Source organism: Cognatazoarcus halotolerans (assembly GCF_009800965.1).
GTDB classification, from domain to species: domain Bacteria; phylum Pseudomonadota; class Gammaproteobacteria; order Burkholderiales; family Rhodocyclaceae; genus Cognatazoarcus; species Cognatazoarcus halotolerans.
The window spans coordinates 218,889-237,274 of the sequence record NZ_WUAF01000001.1; the positions used below are offsets into that span (position 1 = coordinate 218,889).

Here is an 18,386-nt window from a genome sequence, read left to right on the forward strand (position 1 = left end):
TCAGAACAGAAAATAGCGCTGCGCCATCGGCAACTCGCTGGCCGGCTGGCAGGTAAGCAGCTCTCCGTCGGCCCTGACCTCGTAGGTTTCCGGGTCGACCTCGAGGGTCGGCAGCCAGCCGTTATGCACCATGTCGGTCTTGCGCACGCCTCGCACGTTCTTGACCGCGACCAGCGGCTTGGCGAGGCCGAGACTGCCGAGCGACCCATTGGCAAGCGCGGCCTGCGACACGAAGGTGACCGCGGTGCGCAGGCCTCCACCGAAACTGCCGAACATCGGCCGGTAATGCACCGGTTGCGGCGTCGGGATCGAGGCATTGGGGTCGCCCATTGCCGCGGCGGCGATCATGCCGCCCTTGACGATGAGGCTCGGCTTGACCCCGAAGAAGGCCGGCTTCCACAGCACCAGGTCTGCCAGCTTGCCGACCTCGATCGAGCCCACCTCGTGCGCGATGCCGTGCGTGATCGCGGGATTGATGGTGTATTTGGCGACATAGCGCTTGATGCGGAAATTGTCGTTGCCTGCCGGGTCTTCGGTGAGGCTGCCACGCTGCACCTTCATCTTGTGGGCAGTCTGCCAGGTGCGGATGACGACTTCGCCGACGCGCCCCATCGCCTGCGAATCGGAGCTCATCATCGAGAAGGCGCCGAGGTCGTGCAGGATGTCCTCCGCGGCAATGGTTTCGCGGCGGATGCGCGACTCGGCAAAGGCCACATCCTCGGCGATCGAAGGATCGAGGTGGTGGCACACCATCAGCATGTCGAGGTGCTCGTCGATGGTGTTGACCGTGTAGGGCCGGGTCGGATTGGTGGAACTCGGCAGCACGTTGGCCAGCCCGGCAAGCTTGATGATGTCGGGCGCGTGCCCGCCCCCCGCACCCTCGGTGTGGAAGGTATGGATTGCGCGGTCCTTGAAGGCCGCCGCAGTGTGTTCGACAAAACCCGACTCGTTGAGCGTGTCGGTGTGGATCGCCACCTGGACGTCCATTTGTTCAGCAACCGTCAGGCAATTGTCGATGGCCGCTGGCGTCGTGCCCCAGTCCTCGTGCAGCTTGAGGCCGATGGCGCCCGCCTCGATCTGTTCGGCGAGCGCGCCCGGCAGACTTGCGTTGCCCTTGCCGAGATAGCCGAGATTCATCGGAAACGCTTCGGAGGCCTGCAGCATCTTGCGGATATGCCATGGGCCGGGCGTGCAGGTGGTGGCGTAGGTGCCGGTGGCCGGACCGGTGCCGCCACCGAGCATGGTGGTCACGCCGCTCATCAAGGCCTCTTCGATCTGCTGCGGGCAGATGAAGTGGATGTGGCTGTCGATGCCGCCCGCGGTGACGATCATGCCCTCGCCGGCGATCACCTCGGTGCCCGGCCCGATGACGATCTGCACGCCGGGCTGGATGTCCGGATTGCCGGCCTTGCCGATGCCGGCGATGCGCCCGTGCTTGATGCCGATGTCGGCCTTGACGATGCCCCAGTGGTCAATGATCAGGGCGTTGGTGATTACCGTATCGGCCACCTCGGCGGCGAGGCGCTGGCTCTGGCCCATGCCGTCGCGGATCACCTTGCCGCCACCGAACTTCACCTCCTCGCCATAGAGGGTGAAGTCCTTCTCGACCTCGATCCACAACTCGGTGTCAGCCAGCCGCAGGCGGTCACCCACCGTCGGTCCGAACATTTCCGCATAGGCCTGCCGGGAAATCTTTGCGACCATCACAGCGCCCCCATGACCTGAGCGTTGAAACCGAACACCTTTCGCTCGCCGGCCAGGGCCACCAGCTCCACGGTCCTGGTCTGGCCGGGCTCGAAACGCACCGCGGTACCGGCAGCGATGTTCAGCCGGAAGCCTCTTGTCGCCACGCGGTCGAAATCGAGCGCCGGATTGGTCTCCGCAAAATGGTAGTGCGAACCGACCTGTACAGGGCGGTCGCCGGTATTGGTCACCGCCACTGTCAGGGTGGCACGCCCCGGGTTCAGTTCGATCTCGCCCTGCCGTACCTGCATTTCTCCGGGAATCATCGTCATTACTCCCACGTTTCGTGTTTCATCAACCGCGCCTGCCGTGCGGACGGTAGTCATATTTGGGTTCGTCGGGCTCGACGGTCTGCGGCAGCAGCCGGGCACGCACGTCCGCGACCAGATCGAGCAGCTTCTCGTCGGTCGTCGCCTGTTCGATCTCGTTGAGGCGGCGAATCGCGTACTCGGGATCGTTGAACAGCAGCACCAGATCTATTGTCTGGTTCAAGGTCGCCCGCAGGCATGTCTTGAGCCTCGCGGCAACCCGCGCGGCCTCCAGCTCCTCCAGATTCATCACCTTCCCCTGTTTCAGACAATCGGCTGATGGACCGTGACCAGCTTGGTGCCATCCGGGAAGGTGGCCTCGACCTGGATCTCGGGAATCATCTCGGGCACGCCCTCCATGACCTCCTCCCGACCCAGCAGCGTGGTGCCATAACTCATCAATTCGGCGACCGTCCGGCCATCGCGGGCGCCCTCGAGGATCGCGGCCGAGATATACGCCACCGCTTCCGGGTAATTCAACTTCAGGCCTCGCGCCTTGCGCCGCTCGGCCACCAGGCCGGCGGTAAAGATCAGCAGCTTGTCCTTCTCCCGCGGAGTCAGTTCCATTCACACACCTCTCAGGTATTCCAGATCCGTGGCACCGTTACCGGGACACCCGCCACGCGGGGTCTGATCGCGGACCACAACTTCACGAACCATTCGCGCCCCGCCTCGCAGGAGCTGCCGCGAAAACGCGCCAGCAGCACGCCAGGCAGCCGGGTGACCGCGCCATCTCCCTCGATCGGAGCGACACCACGCCAGGCTTCGAGGACTTCGTCTTCCACCACGGGCGTCGCTACGATCAGGGTCCCGCTCACCGGCCAGCCCGCCAACCCGACGCCGGCCTCGAGGAGCCGCCCCCCGCCATCGATCCGGCTGCGCTCCAGCCATACCGGCCGGCCGTCGCGCGAAATCCGGATGGCCGAACGAAAGTCCCCTGCGGTGAAGCGTTCGCCCGAGGCGGAGCGCCCGAAGCGCACCATCTCCATGCCAACGAAGGCCGCATCACCCTGCAGCTCGACTCGGGTCTCCAACCGCCCAAGTGCACAATCGAAGACGATGGATTCCTGCGGCACCCACTCGCACAGCGCACCCGGCGCGATCTCGATGCATTGCCGCAAACGCCCTTCCGCCCCAGCACTGCGGTACCACTTGCCCGCCCCCGGCGTCGTCAGCAAGGCATGCGCGCCGGCGCCGACGGTTACGTCGATCGAGAGCTCATCGCCCCCGGCAATACCCGCAGGCGGGTGCAGCACGATGCCGTGGCAAATCCGTTCGCCCTCCGGGTAAAGCGCTTTCTGAAGGCGAAGCGGTCCAATGTGGCTGCGTTCCGCCAACACCGTGCGTTCGCCACGCCGCTCGAATCCGAGCTGGAGGCGTGCCCGCCATGGCCCGGCGGCACTGCCTGCCGGCGTGATGACGCAAGAATCGAAAGGAGCATTCATGCCCCGGGCTCTGCAACAACCGGGCCAGCCTGACGATCTCGGAAATCACCGCGCCAGCAAAGGCGATTCCGACCCAGACGCTCACGGGAAACGAAGATTGAGTCCGCGCCACGCACCACAACGGGGCGGTGCAATTTCGGCGCACCGCATTGGTGCAAAAAAGGTCCGGAGAGGTAATTGCGCCCCATCGTGAAGCATACGAATCTCCGTTTTGCCGGTGCGCCGTCACGGTCCCCCGGGCACGGCGCCCGAAGACCCGGATCACGAAGCCGGCCCGGCAAAGTCGCCTGCCAGGCTACCGCATCGGGTGATCACGAAAACATAACATCGACCGCGCACAGTAAGGCTCTCGGCGCGCCGGCAAACGGCCTGCGATGCCGTATGACGCAGGGCAGACCAGCAACGCAAAGGGAAAACATGAACCGACTGATTCTTGCCACGGCAATTGCCGCCTGTACGAGCGCAGCCCAGGCTGCCGACTTTTCGCTGCGCCTGATCGGTGAGCACAGCATCGCCACCGGCACGCTCTTCGACGGCGTCGAGTTCGGCGGCATCTCGGGCCTCGACCGCGCGGCCGATGGTAATTTCTGGGCCATTTCCGATGACCGTGGTGGCGAGCGCGGCACGCCGCGGTTCTACGATCTGTCGCTGGACTACGACGCGACGGGCTTTCACGGTGTCGCGATCAACCGTCAGATCAACATGCAGCGTCCCGACGGCAGCGCCTTCCCGGCGTCCAGCCGCACCGTCGACCCGGAAAGCATCCGCGTCGCGCCGAACGGCAATCTTTACTGGTCGTCCGAGGGCAACTGGAGCACCTCGGCTGCCAGCCGCTACCAACCCTTCGTGCGCGAAATGACCGTTGACGGCCGCTTCGTTCGCGAATTCGCGACACCCTCGATGTACGACTACGTCGACAACAGCACCACCGGAGGACGCAGCAACAAGCTCTTCGAGGCACTTGCGGTTACCCCGAATGGAACGCTTTACGCAGCCAATGAAGACGCGCTGATTCAGGACGGCGACATCACCACCCTCGGAGCCGGCAGCACCGTGCGCGTCACCAGCATCGATCCGGTGAGCGGCACCGCCACCGCCCAGTACGCCTACCAACTGCCACCGATTCCGGTCGACGCCGCGGCGGGCGCCCCGTTCGGCCCCGACAACGGCCTGCCCGAGTTGCTCGCGGTCTCCGATACCCAGTTCATTGCAGTCGAACGGGCCTTCGCCTTTGGCGTGGGCAACACCATCCGGCTGGTTCTGACCAGCATCGCGCCCGACACCACCGACATATCCAGCTTCGCAAGCCTTGCTGGCGCCAGCTTCACGCCGATGAGCCGCGAACTCCTGCTCGAACTCCCGATCAGCTATCAGGGCGTGACCATTGACAACATGGAGGCGCTCACCTGGGGGCACACACTCGCCAACGGCAATCGCACCCTGGTACTCGCCGCCGATAATAATTTCAGCACTGCCCAGAGCACCTTGTTCATGGCTTTCGAGGTCACGCCGGTGCCTGAACCTGCCAGTTGGGCGATGCTGCTCGCCGGCCTTGGCCTCACCGGGCTGTTCGCCACCCGAAAGCGCACCTGAGATTTCCCCTGCCACCAACCCCGGAGCCTCACCATGCCCCGCCACAGCGCCCTGGCCCTCGCGATCGGCTGCGCCCTCGGCACACCAGCCTTCGCAGCCGCAGTCCCACCCACCAACACCCTCGTCGGCTGGGCCATGCTGCCCGCCGCGACCTTCTCCGATGGCCCGACCTCGGGCCAATTTGCCTTCACCAACCCGGCCAGCCCGGAGAACACCCCGCCCTACATCGATCTGCAGTCGGTACAGGGATTCTCCGGAATCCTCGCTGGCGCGAGCGGCAGCTATCGGATGCTGGTCGATAACGGCTTCGGCTCGCAGGGAAATTCGGCAGACAACGTGCTTCGCATGTACGCGGTCCAGGTTGACTACCGCACCGCAGGCGGAGGCAGCGGCACGGTCTCTGCAGCCAACTGGAACACCGGCGCGGCTACCGCTGCCTTCGACGCCAGTACCCGCCTCGGCCTCAACGACGCCAACCGGCAGTTGGGAATCAGCATTCAGGCCGATTACGACACCTATTACGATAAGGTCGGCAATCCGGCGGTTGACGCGGGCCTCAAGAGCGGGCGCCTGCTGACCGGGGCCGACTTCGACGTCGAAGGCGTGCGCCGCGACAAAAACGGCCACTACTGGTTCGGCGACGAGTTCGGCCCCTACCTCGTCAAGACCGATAGTCAAGGCACCGTACTGCGTCCGGAAATCTCGCTGCCGGACGTATTTGCGCCACAGCACAAGGAGGTCGTGACCGGCAGCGCCACCGCCAACCTTGGCGGTTCGGGCGGCTTCGAAGGCCTCGCCATCAACGCGCGCGGCGACAGGCTCTACACCCTGCTGGAAAAGACGGTTGCCGGTGACCCGGAAAAATCCCTGCGCATCAACGAGTTCGACATCGATACCGAATCGTACACAGGGGCGAGCTTCATGTATCAGCTCGAGGCCGACGGCACCGCCATCGGCGACATGACCGCGATCGATGATCAGCGTTTTCTGGTCATCGAGCGTAACGGCGCCACCGCCACCGCCGGCACACCATTCAAGAAGGTGTTTCTGGTCGACATCGCCGATGTGGACGCCCGCGGCTTCGCGAGCAAGACCGAGGTGGTCGACCTCATGAACATCGCTGACCCGGACGACCTCAACGGTGACGGCAGCACGGTCTTCACCTTTCCGTACGTGACCATCGAGGACGTGCTGATTCTCGACTCGAACACGATCGTCATCGTGAACGACAACAACTTCCCTGGCGGAGGCGGGCGTTCGTTCGCCTCCGACAATACCGAGTTCCTGAAGATCAGCCTCGCCAATCCGGTACCCGAACCCGAAACCTATGCGCTGATGCTCGCGGGTCTCGGCCTCATCGGATTGGCGGCGCGCCGCCGCACGTAGCGCGCCGCCCCAGTGCGCGAGGGGCGGCCCGGCCGCCCCTCATTCAGTCCCGGCAGGGCCATCGCGCCATTACTGCGACCGTCGTTCGGCCCAAGCGCGAAGAGGCTCCGCTGGCCGTGCCTAGAAATGCCACTGCACCTTGAGCATGGGCGTGGAAGTCTTCGAGCCGGCGATGTCGCTGGTCGCGCCAAACTTGTTCTTGATGTACTCGTAACCGACACCCGCGCGCAGGGTATTCGGTTTGCCCATGACCATCTGGCCGACATCCGCCATGACAAAGATGTCGGTCCACGTCTCAGGACCGGTCTTGTCGCCGAAGCCGTCCTTGCCCTTCTCGCCGGTATGATTCAGAAAACCCTCGAAGGACAGCGGCAGCGGGCCGAGCTGGAACGGCACACCCCATGCCAGGGCAATCCGGTAGGTCGAATCGAAATCAACCGACTTGCCGACGATACCGTTGTTGTTTTTCTCCTTGTAGTACAGCAGGCTCACATCGAGAAACCCCTTGGGGACATTGAACTTGAGCGTCGGACCAATGAGCACCTTGCGCACCTTCGGCGCGAACGCGGTGTCCTTCGTGTTCCAGTCGAAACCGGTCGTCAGCGCCACCTCCTTGACCGGACCGAAGGACATGTCCTTCTTGAAGACCTTGCCCAGATACAGCTGGTGGGCATAGACCACGTAGATTTCCTGCGCACCCTGCGAGCCGCCTCTGGCCGGATCGCTACGGTCCGACGTGAGGATGTCGACGTTGAGGAAGTTCTGCCCGTAGTCGTAGCCGCTCACATGGGTGAAACCAAAGATGTCCTTGGAGACGTTCTTCGAGTTCGCCGGTTCCCGGAAATTGTTTCCGGTGCGGTAGAAGACCGACGTATCGCTCCAGTTGGCGGCGTGGACGGCCGGCGGCGCGGCAAGAATGCAACCTAAGACGGCCGCGGAGGCAAGACGCGAAGCGGAGGGTTTCATCGGGCAAGACTCCTTTGCGAGAGAGGTTCTGTTCGACGCGGCACAACGCCGCGCTCTTTTTTCAAGCTATCAGGAGTCGCGACAATTTTGACGAATAGTGCTCATCACCCTTTTGATATATGAGGTCTCTTTCAATCACCTGTTTTTTAAAGAAAATATCGCAACCTACAGGCCCGCCCGGGAAGCACGGCCATGGGGCAACACAGAGTTGGGCGCACACAAATTGCGCACCGCAACATCCTTTCAATTCATGCAGTTGCGTCATCTTCCTGCACGGAGCACCGTAACGGTGCGCGACGACCCGGAAAGACGGCCCGCCCCGGCCCCATAAGGCCGTTTTCGCATGGCACGCCACTTGCCAGTAGTCAAGCGTCGACCTAGCGGATGATCCGATGCCCCAGACCTTCAAGCCCCCGCCCGAGCTTGCCGCTACCGCAGAGCAGACGGGCCGCACGATGCCCGGCACGGGATCCATGCCCACTCCGGGGCTGGTCGACGTCCCGCTCGACCCGGCGGGTCTCTCGGCCCTGCCTTGCCGTGCCTTCGTCGAAGCCCTGGCAGGCGTGCTGGAATACGCGCCGCAGCTTGTCGAGCGAGCCTGGGAGAAACGCCCTTTCGATGACTTGGCCGATCTTTACGGACAACTCATGGAGGAGCTTCAATTCGCCACCGAGGTGGAAAAGCGGCAGCTCATGGCGGCGCATGGCGACCTTGGCGATGCCCTTGGCGTCGAGGGCCATTTGTCCCTCGCCTGTCTGCACGAGCAGCGCGCCGCCGGTCTGTTGAGCGGTCCGCGGGCCGAACGCGAACGATTACTGCTGCTCAGCACCCGCTACCGCCGCCGCTTCGGCTTTCCGTGCCTGATCGCCTTGCAGCCGCTTGGGCGCGGTCAGGTTATACGCATGCTCGCGCGGCGCGTTCGCAACCCGGCCGAGATCGAGTTTGCAGAGAATCTGCGGCAGCTGGGCCTCATCGTCTCCTATCGCATCCACGAACGCACCGCACGCCGCCGGTGGCAGCGCGGGTCGGGGCTCAGTGCATAGGCCCGGAGCGGCGCAGCACGGCGACGATCTGCTCGCGGAACCATCGGCATTCGGCCGAATGATGGGTGCGGTCGTGCCACAGCAGGTAGTACGGAATTGGCGGGATGTCGAGCGGAACCGGACGAATCACCAGCGGCAGGAAACTCGCGTAGTGCTCGGCGAAACGCGCCGGTGCGGTAAAGACCATGTCGGTGCCCAGCAACAGGTAGGGCGCCATGTTGAAATACGGCACGTGGGCCACAACGTTGCGCCGCATGCGCTCGCGCGCCAGGTACATGTCCACCACCCCTCGCTGTCCGACGGAATAGGGGGTCGGCGCCAGGTGTGCTGCATTGAGGTACGCATCCGCATCGAGCACCTGTTCCGCAAGTGGATGTGTCTTGCGCATCAACAACACCATGTGGTCCTGAAACAGCGCCGTCGTCCGCAACGAGTCCGGCGGATTCGGCCAATTGCCGATCACGACGTCCATTTCACCCGATTCGAGCGCACCGGCATAGGATGCGGATGCCCCCATAGAGTGCAGATTGACCTGTGCCGACGGCGCCCCGGCCTGCATCCTCGCCAGCACTTCCCCGACCGAGCGGGCATCCAGATAGTCGGGCGAGCCAATGTTGAATTCGCGCTTGCAGACGTTTGCCTCGAACTGCGCGGGCGGTGTGACGATCACCTCGAGCTGTTCGAGTGCCAGTTTCACCGGCTCCAGTAGCGCCGCCCCCCGCTCGGTCGGTGTCATCCCGCCCCGTCCGCGCACCAGCAGCTGATCTCCGGTGATCTCTCGCAGCCTGCGCAGGGCCGAACTGACGGCCGGTTGCGACTGGTTAAGTCGTCGTGCCGCTCGCGACACGCTGCCTTCCACGAGTAGATGATGGAGTACCCGCAGCAAGTGCCCATCGATTGCATCACGTCCTACAGCCAAAGTCTGCCCCCCGAAAGCTGCCTCGAATCGAGATGAACGGCCTGACGCGACCGAGCCCCACCTCCAGAAGCAATATCCGCACCGGTTTTGCGGAAGCGACGAGGCGGATGTGCCATGGGTCGATCGGCGATCCCGCATCCGCCCCGGGCAGGGACTTCGAGCGCACCGCCAACCATCGACTGCGTTGCCCCCTCCGATGCCTGTCACGGGGCCGGAGCAAGCCCGAGATGAGTCGCCGCCATCGGCACCGTGCCGATGACCCGACCCGCCACACCTGCATACACCGAAGTATCCCGGTGACTTGAATCACCTCGCGCCTGGCAACGGTTCATCCCTTTTCGTCTGCCAACCACCTAGGCTTCTTCTGCGAGGCCGATTCCGGCTCCGCAACACCACGAGGAGCACGAACATGCGCAACGGAATGAACTGCAACACCGCTTTGAAGCCACGTGAACTTGATCTCCACGCCGCCCGGCAGGTGGGCGGCGGAATCTGGGACTACTCCAATCGTCTCGGGCTCCTCGGGCAGATGCTCGAAGACATGCAGGATCGCCACTACGGGGACCCCTTCGGCCCGAAAACGCTCGACGAGGCCGCTCACCAGGCGCTCGAGGGCTGGATTTCGGTCCCGTGACCTGCTGACGGATCGCCACCGCGCCTTCGTCGGGGCGGGAATCCTCCGCGATGTGCCGGTGGCGCCTCGAATGCGATTGCCCGGTCAGAACGTACCGCGATCGGGCGGGCATTCACGGGGCTTCGGACAGACCATCGACTTGCGGGCTCGTTGCCGCGACGATCGCTCCGCTCGCCGATGGAGGAGCAACCTTACCCGGAACCGGCACGACGAGGCCCGCCACCATGAAGCACGGCCGCGGAACACGTCCGAGGTATCCGGCCGCCGGATCGGGTAACCGGCTCGGGCCGACAGCGCCATTGCGCGGCTCGCCGTGGGTCAGCGTGCCCGGCGGCACGGTTCATGCATGATCAAATGCACCTCTTTTCAAAGTAAACCGATGCACGTATCCGCAGCCAAGCTCCTGCTGCTCTCCAGACAGCGTGAAATAGAGGCCCTCCGCACGCTCGAATCCCGCTCATCGCTGGTTGCCACAATCGGCAGCGTGGTGCATGCGCTGCAGAACGAACGTGGCGCGAGCAGCATCTTCCTCGCCTCGAGAGGAGAACGCTTCGCGGACATCCGCCGTGATCTTGCCGAGGAATCCGGACGGCTGGAACAACTGCTGCGCAAGGAATTCGATGAGCGGGTGGTTGCCGACACATCCGCCAGCGCCCGCATCTACTCTCTGGTCGCCTGGGTGCTGCTCGGCATTGATGACCTGCCCGCCCTGCGCGAACGCATCGCAACCCGTCGCCTGTCGGGGGACGAGGCGGTCCGTTCGATCAGCCGACTGATCGCGGGGTTGTTGTCGGTGATCTTCGAGATCGCCGACACCGCCATCACACCCGAGGTCTCACGCTCGCTGGTGGCGCTCTTCAACCTCCTCAATGGCAAGGAGCTGGCCGGCCAGGAGCGGGCCGTCGGCGCGCTGTCCTTCGCTTCCGGCCGCAGCGATGCGGGCCATCAACAACGGCTCATGCATCTGATCGACGCCCAGGAGCGGAACTTCCAGCTATTCACCGATTTCGCCGAAAGGCGCGTCCTCGAGAGTTGGCGCGAACTGGAGGCGAGTCCGTGTATCGCCCGCCTGGAACGGTTTCGGCGCATCCTCTGCAGCACCCGTCCCGACGACTCGCTGAATACGGAGTTCAGCGACCAGTGGTTCGAAGTGTGCAGCGAGCGCCTCGGCGGGCTGTGGTCCCTGCAATGCACCATGGTGGCGGCCCTGCAGCAAAGTTGCCGCCGGCTCATCGCCGAGGCGGAACGGGATCTGGCGGACGCAGAAGGACTGCTCGAACGGCTCGTCCGCCACCCCCCGGCCAGCGCCGACAGGGTGGACCGCTTCTTCGACCCCGGACGTCCGATCGACATGGCAATGAGCCTTTCTCACGGTCCCCAGCACCGCATGCCGGAAAGCATGGAGCAATCCATCATCGACGTACTGCAGGCCCAGTCGGTACGGCTCGCGCGCGTCGAGTCCGAACTGCAGGCGGCGCGCCGGGCACTCGACGAGCGCAAACTCATCGAACGCGCCAAGGGTGTGCTGATGAATCGGCTCGGGGTCTCCGAGGAAAAAGCCTACAAAGCCTTGCGCAATGCCTCGATGACCCAGAATCGACGCATGGCGGATGTCGCGGAGGCGACCCTCGCGCTACCCGATTTCATGGATCCGCGCAGCGGTTCGCACCAAGAATGATCATTTCTCTGCTGCAGCGCACCACGTCGGCGCACAAACCACCTCCCACCATCCGGAATTCGTGCCAAAGTGCAATCGTTTGATCTGGCATCAAATTTGCTTAGGATCAGGCAAGGCTAACGGCGGCCTGAATTTCGGAGCGGAACGAAACCGCTCCCCGAAAGTATCACCTGGACAACGGCGTCCATCTCTGAGCTCCGCAAACGCGGGTCGCGGGATGTGCGCCGTTTTTGTTTTTCGGCCCTTACTTTTCGAGAGAACCGACCATGGCCTACCTCGCACCTACCGAGTTCGTCACCAAGATGGTGGACGCCGGTGAATCCAAGATATTCATGTCCACCCGCGACACCGTCATCCGTGCCTACATGGCCGGAGCGATCCTCGCCCTCGCGGCCGCCTTCGCGGTCACCATCAACGTCCAGACCGGGCAGCCCCTGGCCGGCGCGATCCTCTTCCCGGTCGGCTTCTGCCTCCTCTACCTGCTGGGCTTCGACCTGCTCACCGGCGTGTTCACGCTCGCCCCGCTGGCACTCCTCGACAAGCGCCCGGGCGTCACCCCGGGTGGCGTGATGCGCAACTGGAGCCTGGTGTTCGTCGGCAACTTCGCCGGCGCCTTCACGGTAGCCGTGTTCATGGCGATCATCTTCACCTTTGGCTTCAGCACCGAGCCAAACGCCGTCGGCAAGGCCATCGGCCACATCGGCGAGGGGCGCACCGTGGGCTATGCGGAGCACGGCGCAGCCGGCATGCTGACCCTGTTCATCCGCGGCGTGCTGTGCAACTGGATGGTCTCCACCGGCGTCGTCGCCGCAATGATGTCCACCAGCGTCTCGGGCAAGGTCATCGGGATGTGGATGCCCATCATGCTGTTCTTCTACATGGGCTTCGAGCACTCCATCGTGAACATGTTCCTGTTCCCCTCGGGCCTGATGCTCGGCGGCAACTTCTCCATCTACGACTACATGGTGTGGAACGAGATCCCGACCGTGCTCGGCAACCTCGTCGGCGGTCTGACCTTCGTCGGTCTGACCCTCTACTCCACCCACGTGCGCACCGCACCGAAGCGCAAGCCCGCCTGACAAGGCTGCGCGAAGGCCCGAAAGGGCCTTCGCATCTTCCGGATGTCAAGCAGACTCTCGCTTTCCACAGGCCAGTATTCCGACCGCGGCCGCAAGGAAATCAACCAGGATTTCCACGGCCTGTGCATCCCGGACGAACCGCTGCTGAGCACAAAGGGCATCGCGATCGCGCTGGCCGACGGGATCAGCAGCAGCGAGGTCTCGCACATCGCCAGCGAATCGGCGGTCAAGAGTTTTCTCGACGATTACTTGTGCACCTCCGACGCGTGGTCGGTCAGGACGTCGGCCGAGCGCGTGCTCGGCGCCATCAATTCGTGGCTCGATGCCCAGACGCGACGCGGCCCCCACCGTCACGACCGCGATCGCGGCTACGTGTGCACCTTCAGTGCGCTGATCCTGAAGGCCACCACCGCGCACATCGTCCACGTCGGCGATAGCCGCATCTACCGCCTGCGCGACGGCGCCCTCGAACAGCTCACCAACGATCACCGCATGATCGTCTCCGAAGGGCAGAGCTACCTATCGCGGGCACTCGGTATGAGCGAGCAGGTCGACATCGACTACCAGTCGGTCCCGCTCAGGGAAGGCGACGCCTTCGTCCTCGCCACCGACGGCGTCTACGAATCTGCCACGCCCGCATTCATCATCGAAACCATTGCGCGTCACGCCGACCAGCTCGATACCGCCGCGCAGCTGATCGCGGAAGAAGCCTTCGCCCGGGGCAGCAAGGATAACCTGACGATCCAGATCGCGCGGATCGACACACTGCCACAGCAGGCGAGCAGCGAGCTGCAACAGCAGCTGGCCGCACTGCCACCGGCTCCGATCCTCGAGCCACGCATGCTCTTCGACGGTTACCGCATCATTCGCGCACTGCATGGCAGCAGCCGCAGTCACATCTATCTCGCCGAAGATGGCGACGGCGGCGATCTGGTGGCGATCAAGGTACCTTCGATCGACCTGCGCGGCGACCCCGCCTATCTCGAGCGCTTCATGCTCGAGGAATGGATCGCGCGGCGCATCAACAGCGCCCATGTGCTCAAGCCCCGCCCACCGACGCGGACACGCAATTACCTTTACGTGGTCACCGAGTACATCGAAGGCCAGACCCTGGCGCAGTGGATGCGCGACAACCCCGCCCCCGGGCTCGAAACGGTGCGCGGCATCGTCGAGCAGATCGCCCGCGGCCTGCTTGCCTTCCACCGCATGGAGATGCTGCACCAGGACCTGCGACCGAACAATGTCATGATCGACGGCTCGGGCACCGCGAAGATCATCGACTTCGGCTCGACCCGCGTGGCCGGACTGGCCGAAGCGGATCCCGCCGAGCGCGCGCCCGAGATCCTCGGCACCGCCCAGTACACCGCGCCGGAATATTTCCTCGGCGAAGCCGGCTCCCCCAACTCGGATCTCTTCTCTCTCGGCGTCATCGCTTACCAGATGCTCTCGGGCCGCCTGCCGTACGGCGCCCAAGTGGCCAAGTCGCGCACCCGGGCGGCCCAGAAGAAGCTGCACTACGCTTCGGTGCTCGACGAACATCGCGAGATTCCGGCCTGGGTGGATGCGGCGCTGGCCAAGGCAGTGCATCCCGATCCGTTCAAGCGCTACGCCGAGCTATCCGAGTTCTCCCACGACCTCCGGCATCCCAATCTCGCCTTGACCGGACAACGCGGCCCGGCGCTGATCGAACGCAATCCGGTCCTGTTCTGGAAGGGCATGTCGCTGCTGCTCGGCGTGCTGGTGATCGTGCTGCTGGGGATCAACGTCCTCGGAACCTGACGCCCCGGAGCGCGGCCTTAAGTCTGGCGCCCTCGTTCGAGACCATTACCGGCAAGGCCTGCGCGTCGTCATGGGCACCAACGGCAACGAACCCACCGCACGCGTTGGTGCCGCGCGCCTCGGTATCGACACGATCCGCGCCGACGCGGCGATCGCGAGTGCCGGCTTCCTCTTGGTCATGGGCGATCTTTCGGGCATTTTTGCGCAGGCACGCTCTTCGTCACCACCATGCGCAGCCTCGGCCAGAACCCGTTTTGGCGTTGGGCTACCAGCCGCTGGCGCTCCGATCGCGGCCGGCGTACTGTATCCGGCGCTCGGCATGCATATCGCGCCCATGGTCGCTGCCGCCGCAATGAGCCGTTCGTCGGAGTCGGTAATCAGCAATTCGCTAGGTCTGCGGCGCGTGGGGATCTGATTCAACGTAACGGTGCAACACCGGCACCTCAACTCGGAATAGACACCATGCAGGACGGCAGCAATATGGTTTCAGGCCGGACCGGAACGCCCGAACGATGAATCGAAGTGTCTTGAGCGCCTTGTTGGCCGCGGCGCTGTTTGGCGCCAGTACACCATTTGCAAAACTGCTTGCCGGTGAGGTTTCTCCGGTTCTGCTTGCCGGCCTGTTGTATCTGGGCAGTGGCGTCGGGCTCATGCTTGTTCGTGCCATTCGGGACCGGGGCTGGACCCCGAGCGGCCTCGTGCGCGCGGAATGGCCCTGGTTATTGGGTGCCATCCTGTTTGGCGGGGTGCTGGGTCCGATTGCGCTGCTGTTCGGCCTGACCACCACGAGCGGATCGACTGCTTCGCTGTTGTTGAATCTGGAGGCTGTGCTGACCGCGCTTGTTGCCTGGCTCGTGTTCAGGGAAAACGCGGGACGTCGTGTGGTCGCCGGGATGCTCGCCATCGTCGCGGGAGGCGTTGTGCTCGCGTGGCCGGAGGGCGGAGAAAGCGCGACCGGGTGGGTCGGCCCGCTTGCCATCGCGCTCGCCTGTCTGTGCTGGGCGATCGACAACAACCTCACCCGCAAGGTCTCGGGCTCGGACGCCCTGTTTGTTGCCGGCAGCAAGGGAATGGTCGCCGGGGCGGTGAATAGCGCGTTCGCACTGGCGCTCGGCGCGACGATGCCGGGCACCGCGATCGTAGTGGCCACGATGACGGTCGGATTGCTCGGCTATGGCATCAGCCTCGTCATGTTCGTCCTGGCCTTGCGCGGCCTGGGCACTGCCCGAACCGGCGCCTACTTCTCGACTGCGCCGTTCATTGGGACAGTAGTCGCGTTGGTCCTGCTAGATGAGTCGACTGATCCGGCGTTCTGGCTGGCAGCCAGCCTGATGGCCCTGGGCGTCTGGCTGCATCTGACCGAGCGGCACGAACACCGGCATGTGCATGCACCGCTCCAACATCGTCACCCGCACGTGCACGACGATCACCACCAGCATCCGCATCCGTTCGAGTGGGACGGGACGGAACCTCACGATCATTGGCACGAACACCTCGCCGTCGTGCACAAGCATCCGCACTTTCCGGACATCCATCATCGACATACGCATTGACACGCGGCTCCGGCCTGTTGGCGCCGATTCGCGGTGCGCGGGCCACCCCGGATTCGAGATGCCGGACTCGGCGGCGCACGAACACCGCTACCTTATTCCTGCCTTGCGCTGCTGCATCCGCACGTATGCGGTGATGTGCGCAACGTCGTCCGGCGTCAGGCCGGCAACCGGCTTCATGTCGCCGAAGTTCCAGTGGTGGGCGCGCGAACCATTCCTGACCGCCATCTGAAAGGCCATGTCCGAATGGTGAGAGGGCTCATAGATCCTGTGCAGCAGCGGCGGCCCCTCGTCACTGCCTGCCAGATCGGCGCCGTGGCAAGAGGCGCAGTTTTTCGCAAACAATGCCTGGCCGACAACCGGATTCGGCATCAGGCCGGCCGAGGGTTTGGGTACCTGCATCCCCTGGGCCATTGCACCGCTCGCAAACAGCACCGCGAGCAAGAACAGTAGGCCGGTGGTCTTGATCATTCGAGTCTCCGTGCGAACTTATTTGCGGGGTCGCCCGGCGCCAGGCGGCGGCGCCGAACAACATGCGGACGGCCTCTTGCGGGCATGTGCTCTTTCATTCGCCTGCATCCAGCCGCTTAGGTTGCGGAGCAGTTTTCTGAGCCAGTTCATGGCGCCTCCATTCAAAATCCCGTCCGTGGGGCGCGGGTCGCGAAGGTGGCCACGATCAACCTTGCAGGCACGCTGTGGCGCAGGCCCGATCACTCGGTCACCGTCACCTTGCCGATCATGCCAGCCTCCATGTGCCCGGGAACCAGGCAGGCAAAGTCGACCGTACCCGGCTGTTCGAATTTCCAGACAATTCCTCCGCGCTGCCCCGCCTTGAGCGTGACCATGTTCGGCTCGGTGTGCTGCATCCCGGGCATGCTGCGCATCATCTCGGCGTGCTCCTTGAGTTGGCCCATCGATCCGATGACCATCTCGTGAGGCCCGGTTCCGTTGTTCCTGGTGAAGAAGCGGATGGTTTCGCCAGCCTTCACGGTGATGTCATTGGGCACGAAATGCATCGAGTCGTCCATGATGACCTCGATGGTGCGGGAGACCTCGGCCGGATTTCCGGCCCTGCCGACAGCGCTGGCGTGCGAATCGGACTGCATGCCTCCTATTTCATGGGCCGGCATGGCGTGCGCGCCGTCATGATCGCCGCCCGCGAGCGCCAATCCGGAAACCGCGCCCACCAGAAGAACTGCAATTCTCTTTTTCATGTTCCATTCTCGATGTTTGAAGCAACAGGCCCATCAGGGCGAACTCAGAACCAGAAGCGCAGGCCCGCGACCCAACGCGTTTCGCTGGACTGCTCGCCCCCGGTACGGGCCAGGTCAGCCGTTTCGCCAAACCTTCCGGTCCGTTCGATGCCGACATAAGGGGCAAACTGGCGGCTGATCTCATAACGCAGGCGCACACCGGCAACAGCGTCGGTGAGGCCGCTGCCGAGGCCGCGGGGCTCGTCACGTCTGCCGTAAAGGTTGATTTCCGCTCGCGGCTGGAGCACCAGGCGCTGGGTCAACAACAATTCGTACTCCGCACCGAGGCGCAGGGCGCTGCGCCCGCCGTCACCCAGGTAAGCGGTCGCATCGACCTCGAACCAGTAGGGCGACAGGCCCTGCACCCCGAAGGCCAGCCAACTGCGGTCAGGCCCTTCACCGGAATCCACCCGCACCCCGAGCTGGGTGTCCCAGTAGCTGGCGATCGCGTGACCCCACAGCAGTTCGGTGCGGGCTTCCCGGAGGGTGTCCCGGGCATAGTCGCCCTCTGCCTTGATCACCAGGCGGTTGTAGTCGCGGCCGAACCAGGCTTGGGCATCGTAGGCGGTGGCATTGCCGTCACGGGTATGCACACGCTCCAGCCGCTCGAGCAGCAGGCCGCCGAAAGCATGTTCATCGGCGAGACGCAGCTGCCGCTGCCCTGGCAGCGCGAACTTGCCCTGGTCCAACGTGAACCCTGCAGCATAGGCATGGGGGTCGCGCGCGTCGGCAGGTGCCACGCCGCCCTGCATGTCCATCTCACCATGGTCCATGCCGGCCATCATGTCGTCACCGCCGGGCGCGTGCATCGCCGCGTCGTGCTGCATGGCTGCGTGGTTCATTCCCGGCATCGGCGCAGCCGGAATAGCAGCGGCAGAACCGTGCTGCCCGGCATGATCATCGTGGTCCAGGTCGGCCATGGGCATGCCCGCGGCCCAGGCGGCAGAGGCGCCCGACAGGGCGAGAGCGAGCATGAACGCAGGCGAACCAGGGCGACGCATCGCGGGAGT

The 18,386-nt window shown here is 64.2% G+C and carries 19 protein-coding genes; 9 read left to right on the plus strand and 10 right to left on the minus strand.

The window, feature by feature from the left end; all coding sequences use genetic code 11:
- Genes ureC through GQB03_RS01085 form a run of 5 tightly spaced genes read right to left on the minus strand, consistent with a single transcriptional unit; the run spans nt 1 to nt 3,496 of the window.
- Nucleotides 1–1,704 carry an urease subunit alpha gene (ureC, locus tag GQB03_RS01065; RefSeq protein ID WP_159682982.1) on the minus strand — a complete coding sequence of 568 codons (1,704 nt, stop codon included), beginning with the start codon at nt 1,702–1,704 and terminating at the stop codon, nt 1–3.
- Nucleotides 1,704–2,009 (minus strand): urease subunit beta, encoded by a 306-nt coding sequence (locus GQB03_RS01070; protein WP_159684018.1) that lies wholly within the window; start codon nt 2,007–2,009, stop codon nt 1,704–1,706. Before GQB03_RS01070 ends, ureC begins: the two co-directional genes overlap by 1 nt.
- A 28-nt stretch (nt 2,010–2,037) precedes the next feature.
- Nucleotides 2,038–2,301, minus strand: coding sequence for a hypothetical protein (locus GQB03_RS01075; protein ID WP_159682984.1), 264 nt, complete (start codon nt 2,299–2,301; stop codon nt 2,038–2,040).
- 14 nt (nt 2,302–2,315) lie between these two features.
- The gene (gene ureA, locus GQB03_RS01080) at nt 2,316–2,618 is read right to left on the minus strand and encodes an urease subunit gamma (protein ID WP_159682986.1); all 303 of its coding nucleotides are present in this window, start codon (nt 2,616–2,618) and stop codon (nt 2,316–2,318) included.
- An 11-nt stretch (nt 2,619–2,629) separates the two neighbouring features.
- On the minus strand, nt 2,630–3,496 hold the full coding sequence (locus GQB03_RS01085; protein ID WP_159682988.1) for an urease accessory protein UreD: 867 nt from the start codon (nt 3,494–3,496) through the stop codon (nt 2,630–2,632).
- 417 nt (nt 3,497–3,913) lie between these two features.
- Here GQB03_RS01085 and GQB03_RS01090 point away from each other — a divergent pair, with 417 nt between their 5' ends.
- Both GQB03_RS01090 and GQB03_RS01095 read left to right on the plus strand, forming a co-directional pair.
- On the plus strand, nt 3,914–5,089 hold the full coding sequence (locus tag GQB03_RS01090) for an esterase-like activity of phytase family protein (RefSeq protein WP_159682991.1): 1,176 nt from the start codon (nt 3,914–3,916) through the stop codon (nt 5,087–5,089).
- Nucleotides 5,090–5,122: 33 nt separating this feature from the next.
- Nucleotides 5,123–6,475, plus strand: coding sequence for an esterase-like activity of phytase family protein (locus GQB03_RS01095; RefSeq protein ID WP_159682993.1), 1,353 nt, complete (start codon nt 5,123–5,125; stop codon nt 6,473–6,475).
- Between the two features lie 120 nt (nt 6,476–6,595).
- Here GQB03_RS01095 and GQB03_RS01100 read toward each other — a convergent pair whose 3' ends face one another.
- Nucleotides 6,596–7,441 (minus strand): hypothetical protein, encoded by an 846-nt coding sequence (locus GQB03_RS01100; protein ID WP_159682997.1) that lies wholly within the window; start codon nt 7,439–7,441, stop codon nt 6,596–6,598.
- Between the two features lie 392 nt (nt 7,442–7,833).
- On the opposite strand from GQB03_RS01100, the gene uraD reads away from it, so the two are divergent.
- Complete coding sequence (gene uraD, locus GQB03_RS01105; RefSeq protein WP_159683000.1) at nt 7,834–8,484, plus strand: 2-oxo-4-hydroxy-4-carboxy-5-ureidoimidazoline decarboxylase; 651 nt, start codon at nt 7,834–7,836, stop codon at nt 8,482–8,484.
- Here the strand turns inward: uraD and GQB03_RS01110 are convergent.
- Nucleotides 8,474–9,370, minus strand: a complete 897-nt coding sequence (locus tag GQB03_RS01110; protein WP_235026891.1) for a LysR family transcriptional regulator — start codon at nt 9,368–9,370, stop codon at nt 8,474–8,476. The two genes, uraD and GQB03_RS01110, sit on opposite strands and share 11 nt — an antisense overlap.
- 442 nt (nt 9,371–9,812) lie before the next feature.
- Between GQB03_RS01110 and GQB03_RS01115 the strand changes: the two genes are divergently transcribed.
- The 6 genes from GQB03_RS01115 to GQB03_RS01140 all read left to right on the plus strand — a co-directional run bounded on the left by GQB03_RS01115 (nt 9,813) and on the right by GQB03_RS01140 (nt 16,126).
- Entirely contained in the window at nt 9,813–10,037 is a 225-nt protein-coding gene (locus GQB03_RS01115; protein WP_159683006.1) for a hypothetical protein, read from the plus strand.
- A 379-nt stretch (nt 10,038–10,416) separates the two neighbouring features.
- The gene (locus GQB03_RS01120; RefSeq protein WP_159683009.1) at nt 10,417–11,715 is read left to right on the plus strand and encodes a nitrate- and nitrite sensing domain-containing protein; all 1,299 of its coding nucleotides are present in this window, start codon (nt 10,417–10,419) and stop codon (nt 11,713–11,715) included.
- Between the two features lie 266 nt (nt 11,716–11,981).
- Nucleotides 11,982–12,794 carry a formate/nitrite transporter family protein gene (locus GQB03_RS01125; RefSeq protein WP_159683012.1) on the plus strand — a complete coding sequence of 271 codons (813 nt, stop codon included), beginning with the start codon at nt 11,982–11,984 and terminating at the stop codon, nt 12,792–12,794.
- Between the two features lie 42 nt (nt 12,795–12,836).
- Entirely contained in the window at nt 12,837–14,573 is a 1,737-nt protein-coding gene (locus GQB03_RS01130; protein ID WP_159683015.1) for a bifunctional protein-serine/threonine kinase/phosphatase, read from the plus strand.
- A 70-nt stretch (nt 14,574–14,643) separates the two neighbouring features.
- A complete protein-coding gene (locus tag GQB03_RS01135) occupies nt 14,644–14,988 on the plus strand; it encodes a hypothetical protein (protein WP_159683018.1) in 345 nt (114 codons plus the stop codon).
- A 112-nt stretch (nt 14,989–15,100) separates the two neighbouring features.
- Nucleotides 15,101–16,126 (plus strand): DMT family transporter, encoded by a 1,026-nt coding sequence (locus GQB03_RS01140; protein ID WP_327515777.1) that lies wholly within the window; start codon nt 15,101–15,103, stop codon nt 16,124–16,126.
- An 87-nt stretch (nt 16,127–16,213) separates the two neighbouring features.
- Here the strand turns inward: GQB03_RS01140 and GQB03_RS01145 are convergent, their stop codons facing one another.
- From GQB03_RS01145 to GQB03_RS01155, 3 genes are all read right to left on the minus strand, one after another.
- Nucleotides 16,214–16,594 carry a c-type cytochrome gene (locus tag GQB03_RS01145; RefSeq protein WP_159683024.1) on the minus strand — a complete coding sequence of 127 codons (381 nt, stop codon included), beginning with the start codon at nt 16,592–16,594 and terminating at the stop codon, nt 16,214–16,216.
- Nucleotides 16,595–16,833: 239 nt separating this feature from the next.
- A complete protein-coding gene (locus GQB03_RS01150; protein WP_159683027.1) occupies nt 16,834–17,337 on the minus strand; it encodes a cupredoxin domain-containing protein in 504 nt (167 codons plus the stop codon).
- A 44-nt stretch (nt 17,338–17,381) separates the two neighbouring features.
- Nucleotides 17,382–18,377 (minus strand): copper resistance protein B, encoded by a 996-nt coding sequence (locus tag GQB03_RS01155; protein ID WP_235026892.1) that lies wholly within the window; start codon nt 18,375–18,377, stop codon nt 17,382–17,384.
- Nucleotides 18,378–18,386: the final 9 nt, after the last annotated feature.

What these genes read in the sequence shown, in the direction of transcription:
- ureC (WP_159682982.1), bottom strand. Translation starts at nt 1,704, where the DNA reads ATGGTCGCAAAGATTTCCCGGCAGGCCTATGCGGAAATGTTCGGACCG.
- GQB03_RS01070 (WP_159684018.1), bottom strand. Translation starts at nt 2,009, where the DNA reads ATGATTCCCGGAGAAATGCAGGTACGGCAGGGCGAGATCGAACTGAAC.
- GQB03_RS01075 (WP_159682984.1), bottom strand. Translation starts at nt 2,301, where the DNA reads ATGAATCTGGAGGAGCTGGAGGCCGCGCGGGTTGCCGCGAGGCTCAAG.
- ureA (WP_159682986.1), bottom strand. Translation starts at nt 2,618, where the DNA reads ATGGAACTGACTCCGCGGGAGAAGGACAAGCTGCTGATCTTTACCGCC.
- GQB03_RS01085 (WP_159682988.1), bottom strand. Translation starts at nt 3,496, where the DNA reads ATGAATGCTCCTTTCGATTCTTGCGTCATCACGCCGGCAGGCAGTGCC.
- GQB03_RS01090 (WP_159682991.1), top strand. Translation starts at nt 3,914, where the DNA reads ATGAACCGACTGATTCTTGCCACGGCAATTGCCGCCTGTACGAGCGCA.
- GQB03_RS01095 (WP_159682993.1), top strand. Translation starts at nt 5,123, where the DNA reads ATGCCCCGCCACAGCGCCCTGGCCCTCGCGATCGGCTGCGCCCTCGGC.
- GQB03_RS01100 (WP_159682997.1), bottom strand. Translation starts at nt 7,441, where the DNA reads ATGAAACCCTCCGCTTCGCGTCTTGCCTCCGCGGCCGTCTTAGGTTGC.
- uraD (WP_159683000.1), top strand. Translation starts at nt 7,834, where the DNA reads ATGCCCCAGACCTTCAAGCCCCCGCCCGAGCTTGCCGCTACCGCAGAG.
- GQB03_RS01115 (WP_159683006.1), top strand. Translation starts at nt 9,813, where the DNA reads ATGCGCAACGGAATGAACTGCAACACCGCTTTGAAGCCACGTGAACTT.
- GQB03_RS01120 (WP_159683009.1), top strand. Translation starts at nt 10,417, where the DNA reads ATGCACGTATCCGCAGCCAAGCTCCTGCTGCTCTCCAGACAGCGTGAA.
- GQB03_RS01125 (WP_159683012.1), top strand. Translation starts at nt 11,982, where the DNA reads ATGGCCTACCTCGCACCTACCGAGTTCGTCACCAAGATGGTGGACGCC.
- GQB03_RS01130 (WP_159683015.1), top strand. Translation starts at nt 12,837, where the DNA reads ATGTCAAGCAGACTCTCGCTTTCCACAGGCCAGTATTCCGACCGCGGC.
- GQB03_RS01135 (WP_159683018.1), top strand. Translation starts at nt 14,644, where the DNA reads ATGGGCACCAACGGCAACGAACCCACCGCACGCGTTGGTGCCGCGCGC.
- GQB03_RS01145 (WP_159683024.1), bottom strand. Translation starts at nt 16,594, where the DNA reads ATGATCAAGACCACCGGCCTACTGTTCTTGCTCGCGGTGCTGTTTGCG.
- GQB03_RS01150 (WP_159683027.1), bottom strand. Translation starts at nt 17,337, where the DNA reads ATGAAAAAGAGAATTGCAGTTCTTCTGGTGGGCGCGGTTTCCGGATTG.
- GQB03_RS01155 (WP_235026892.1), bottom strand. Translation starts at nt 18,377, where the DNA reads ATGCGTCGCCCTGGTTCGCCTGCGTTCATGCTCGCTCTCGCCCTGTCG.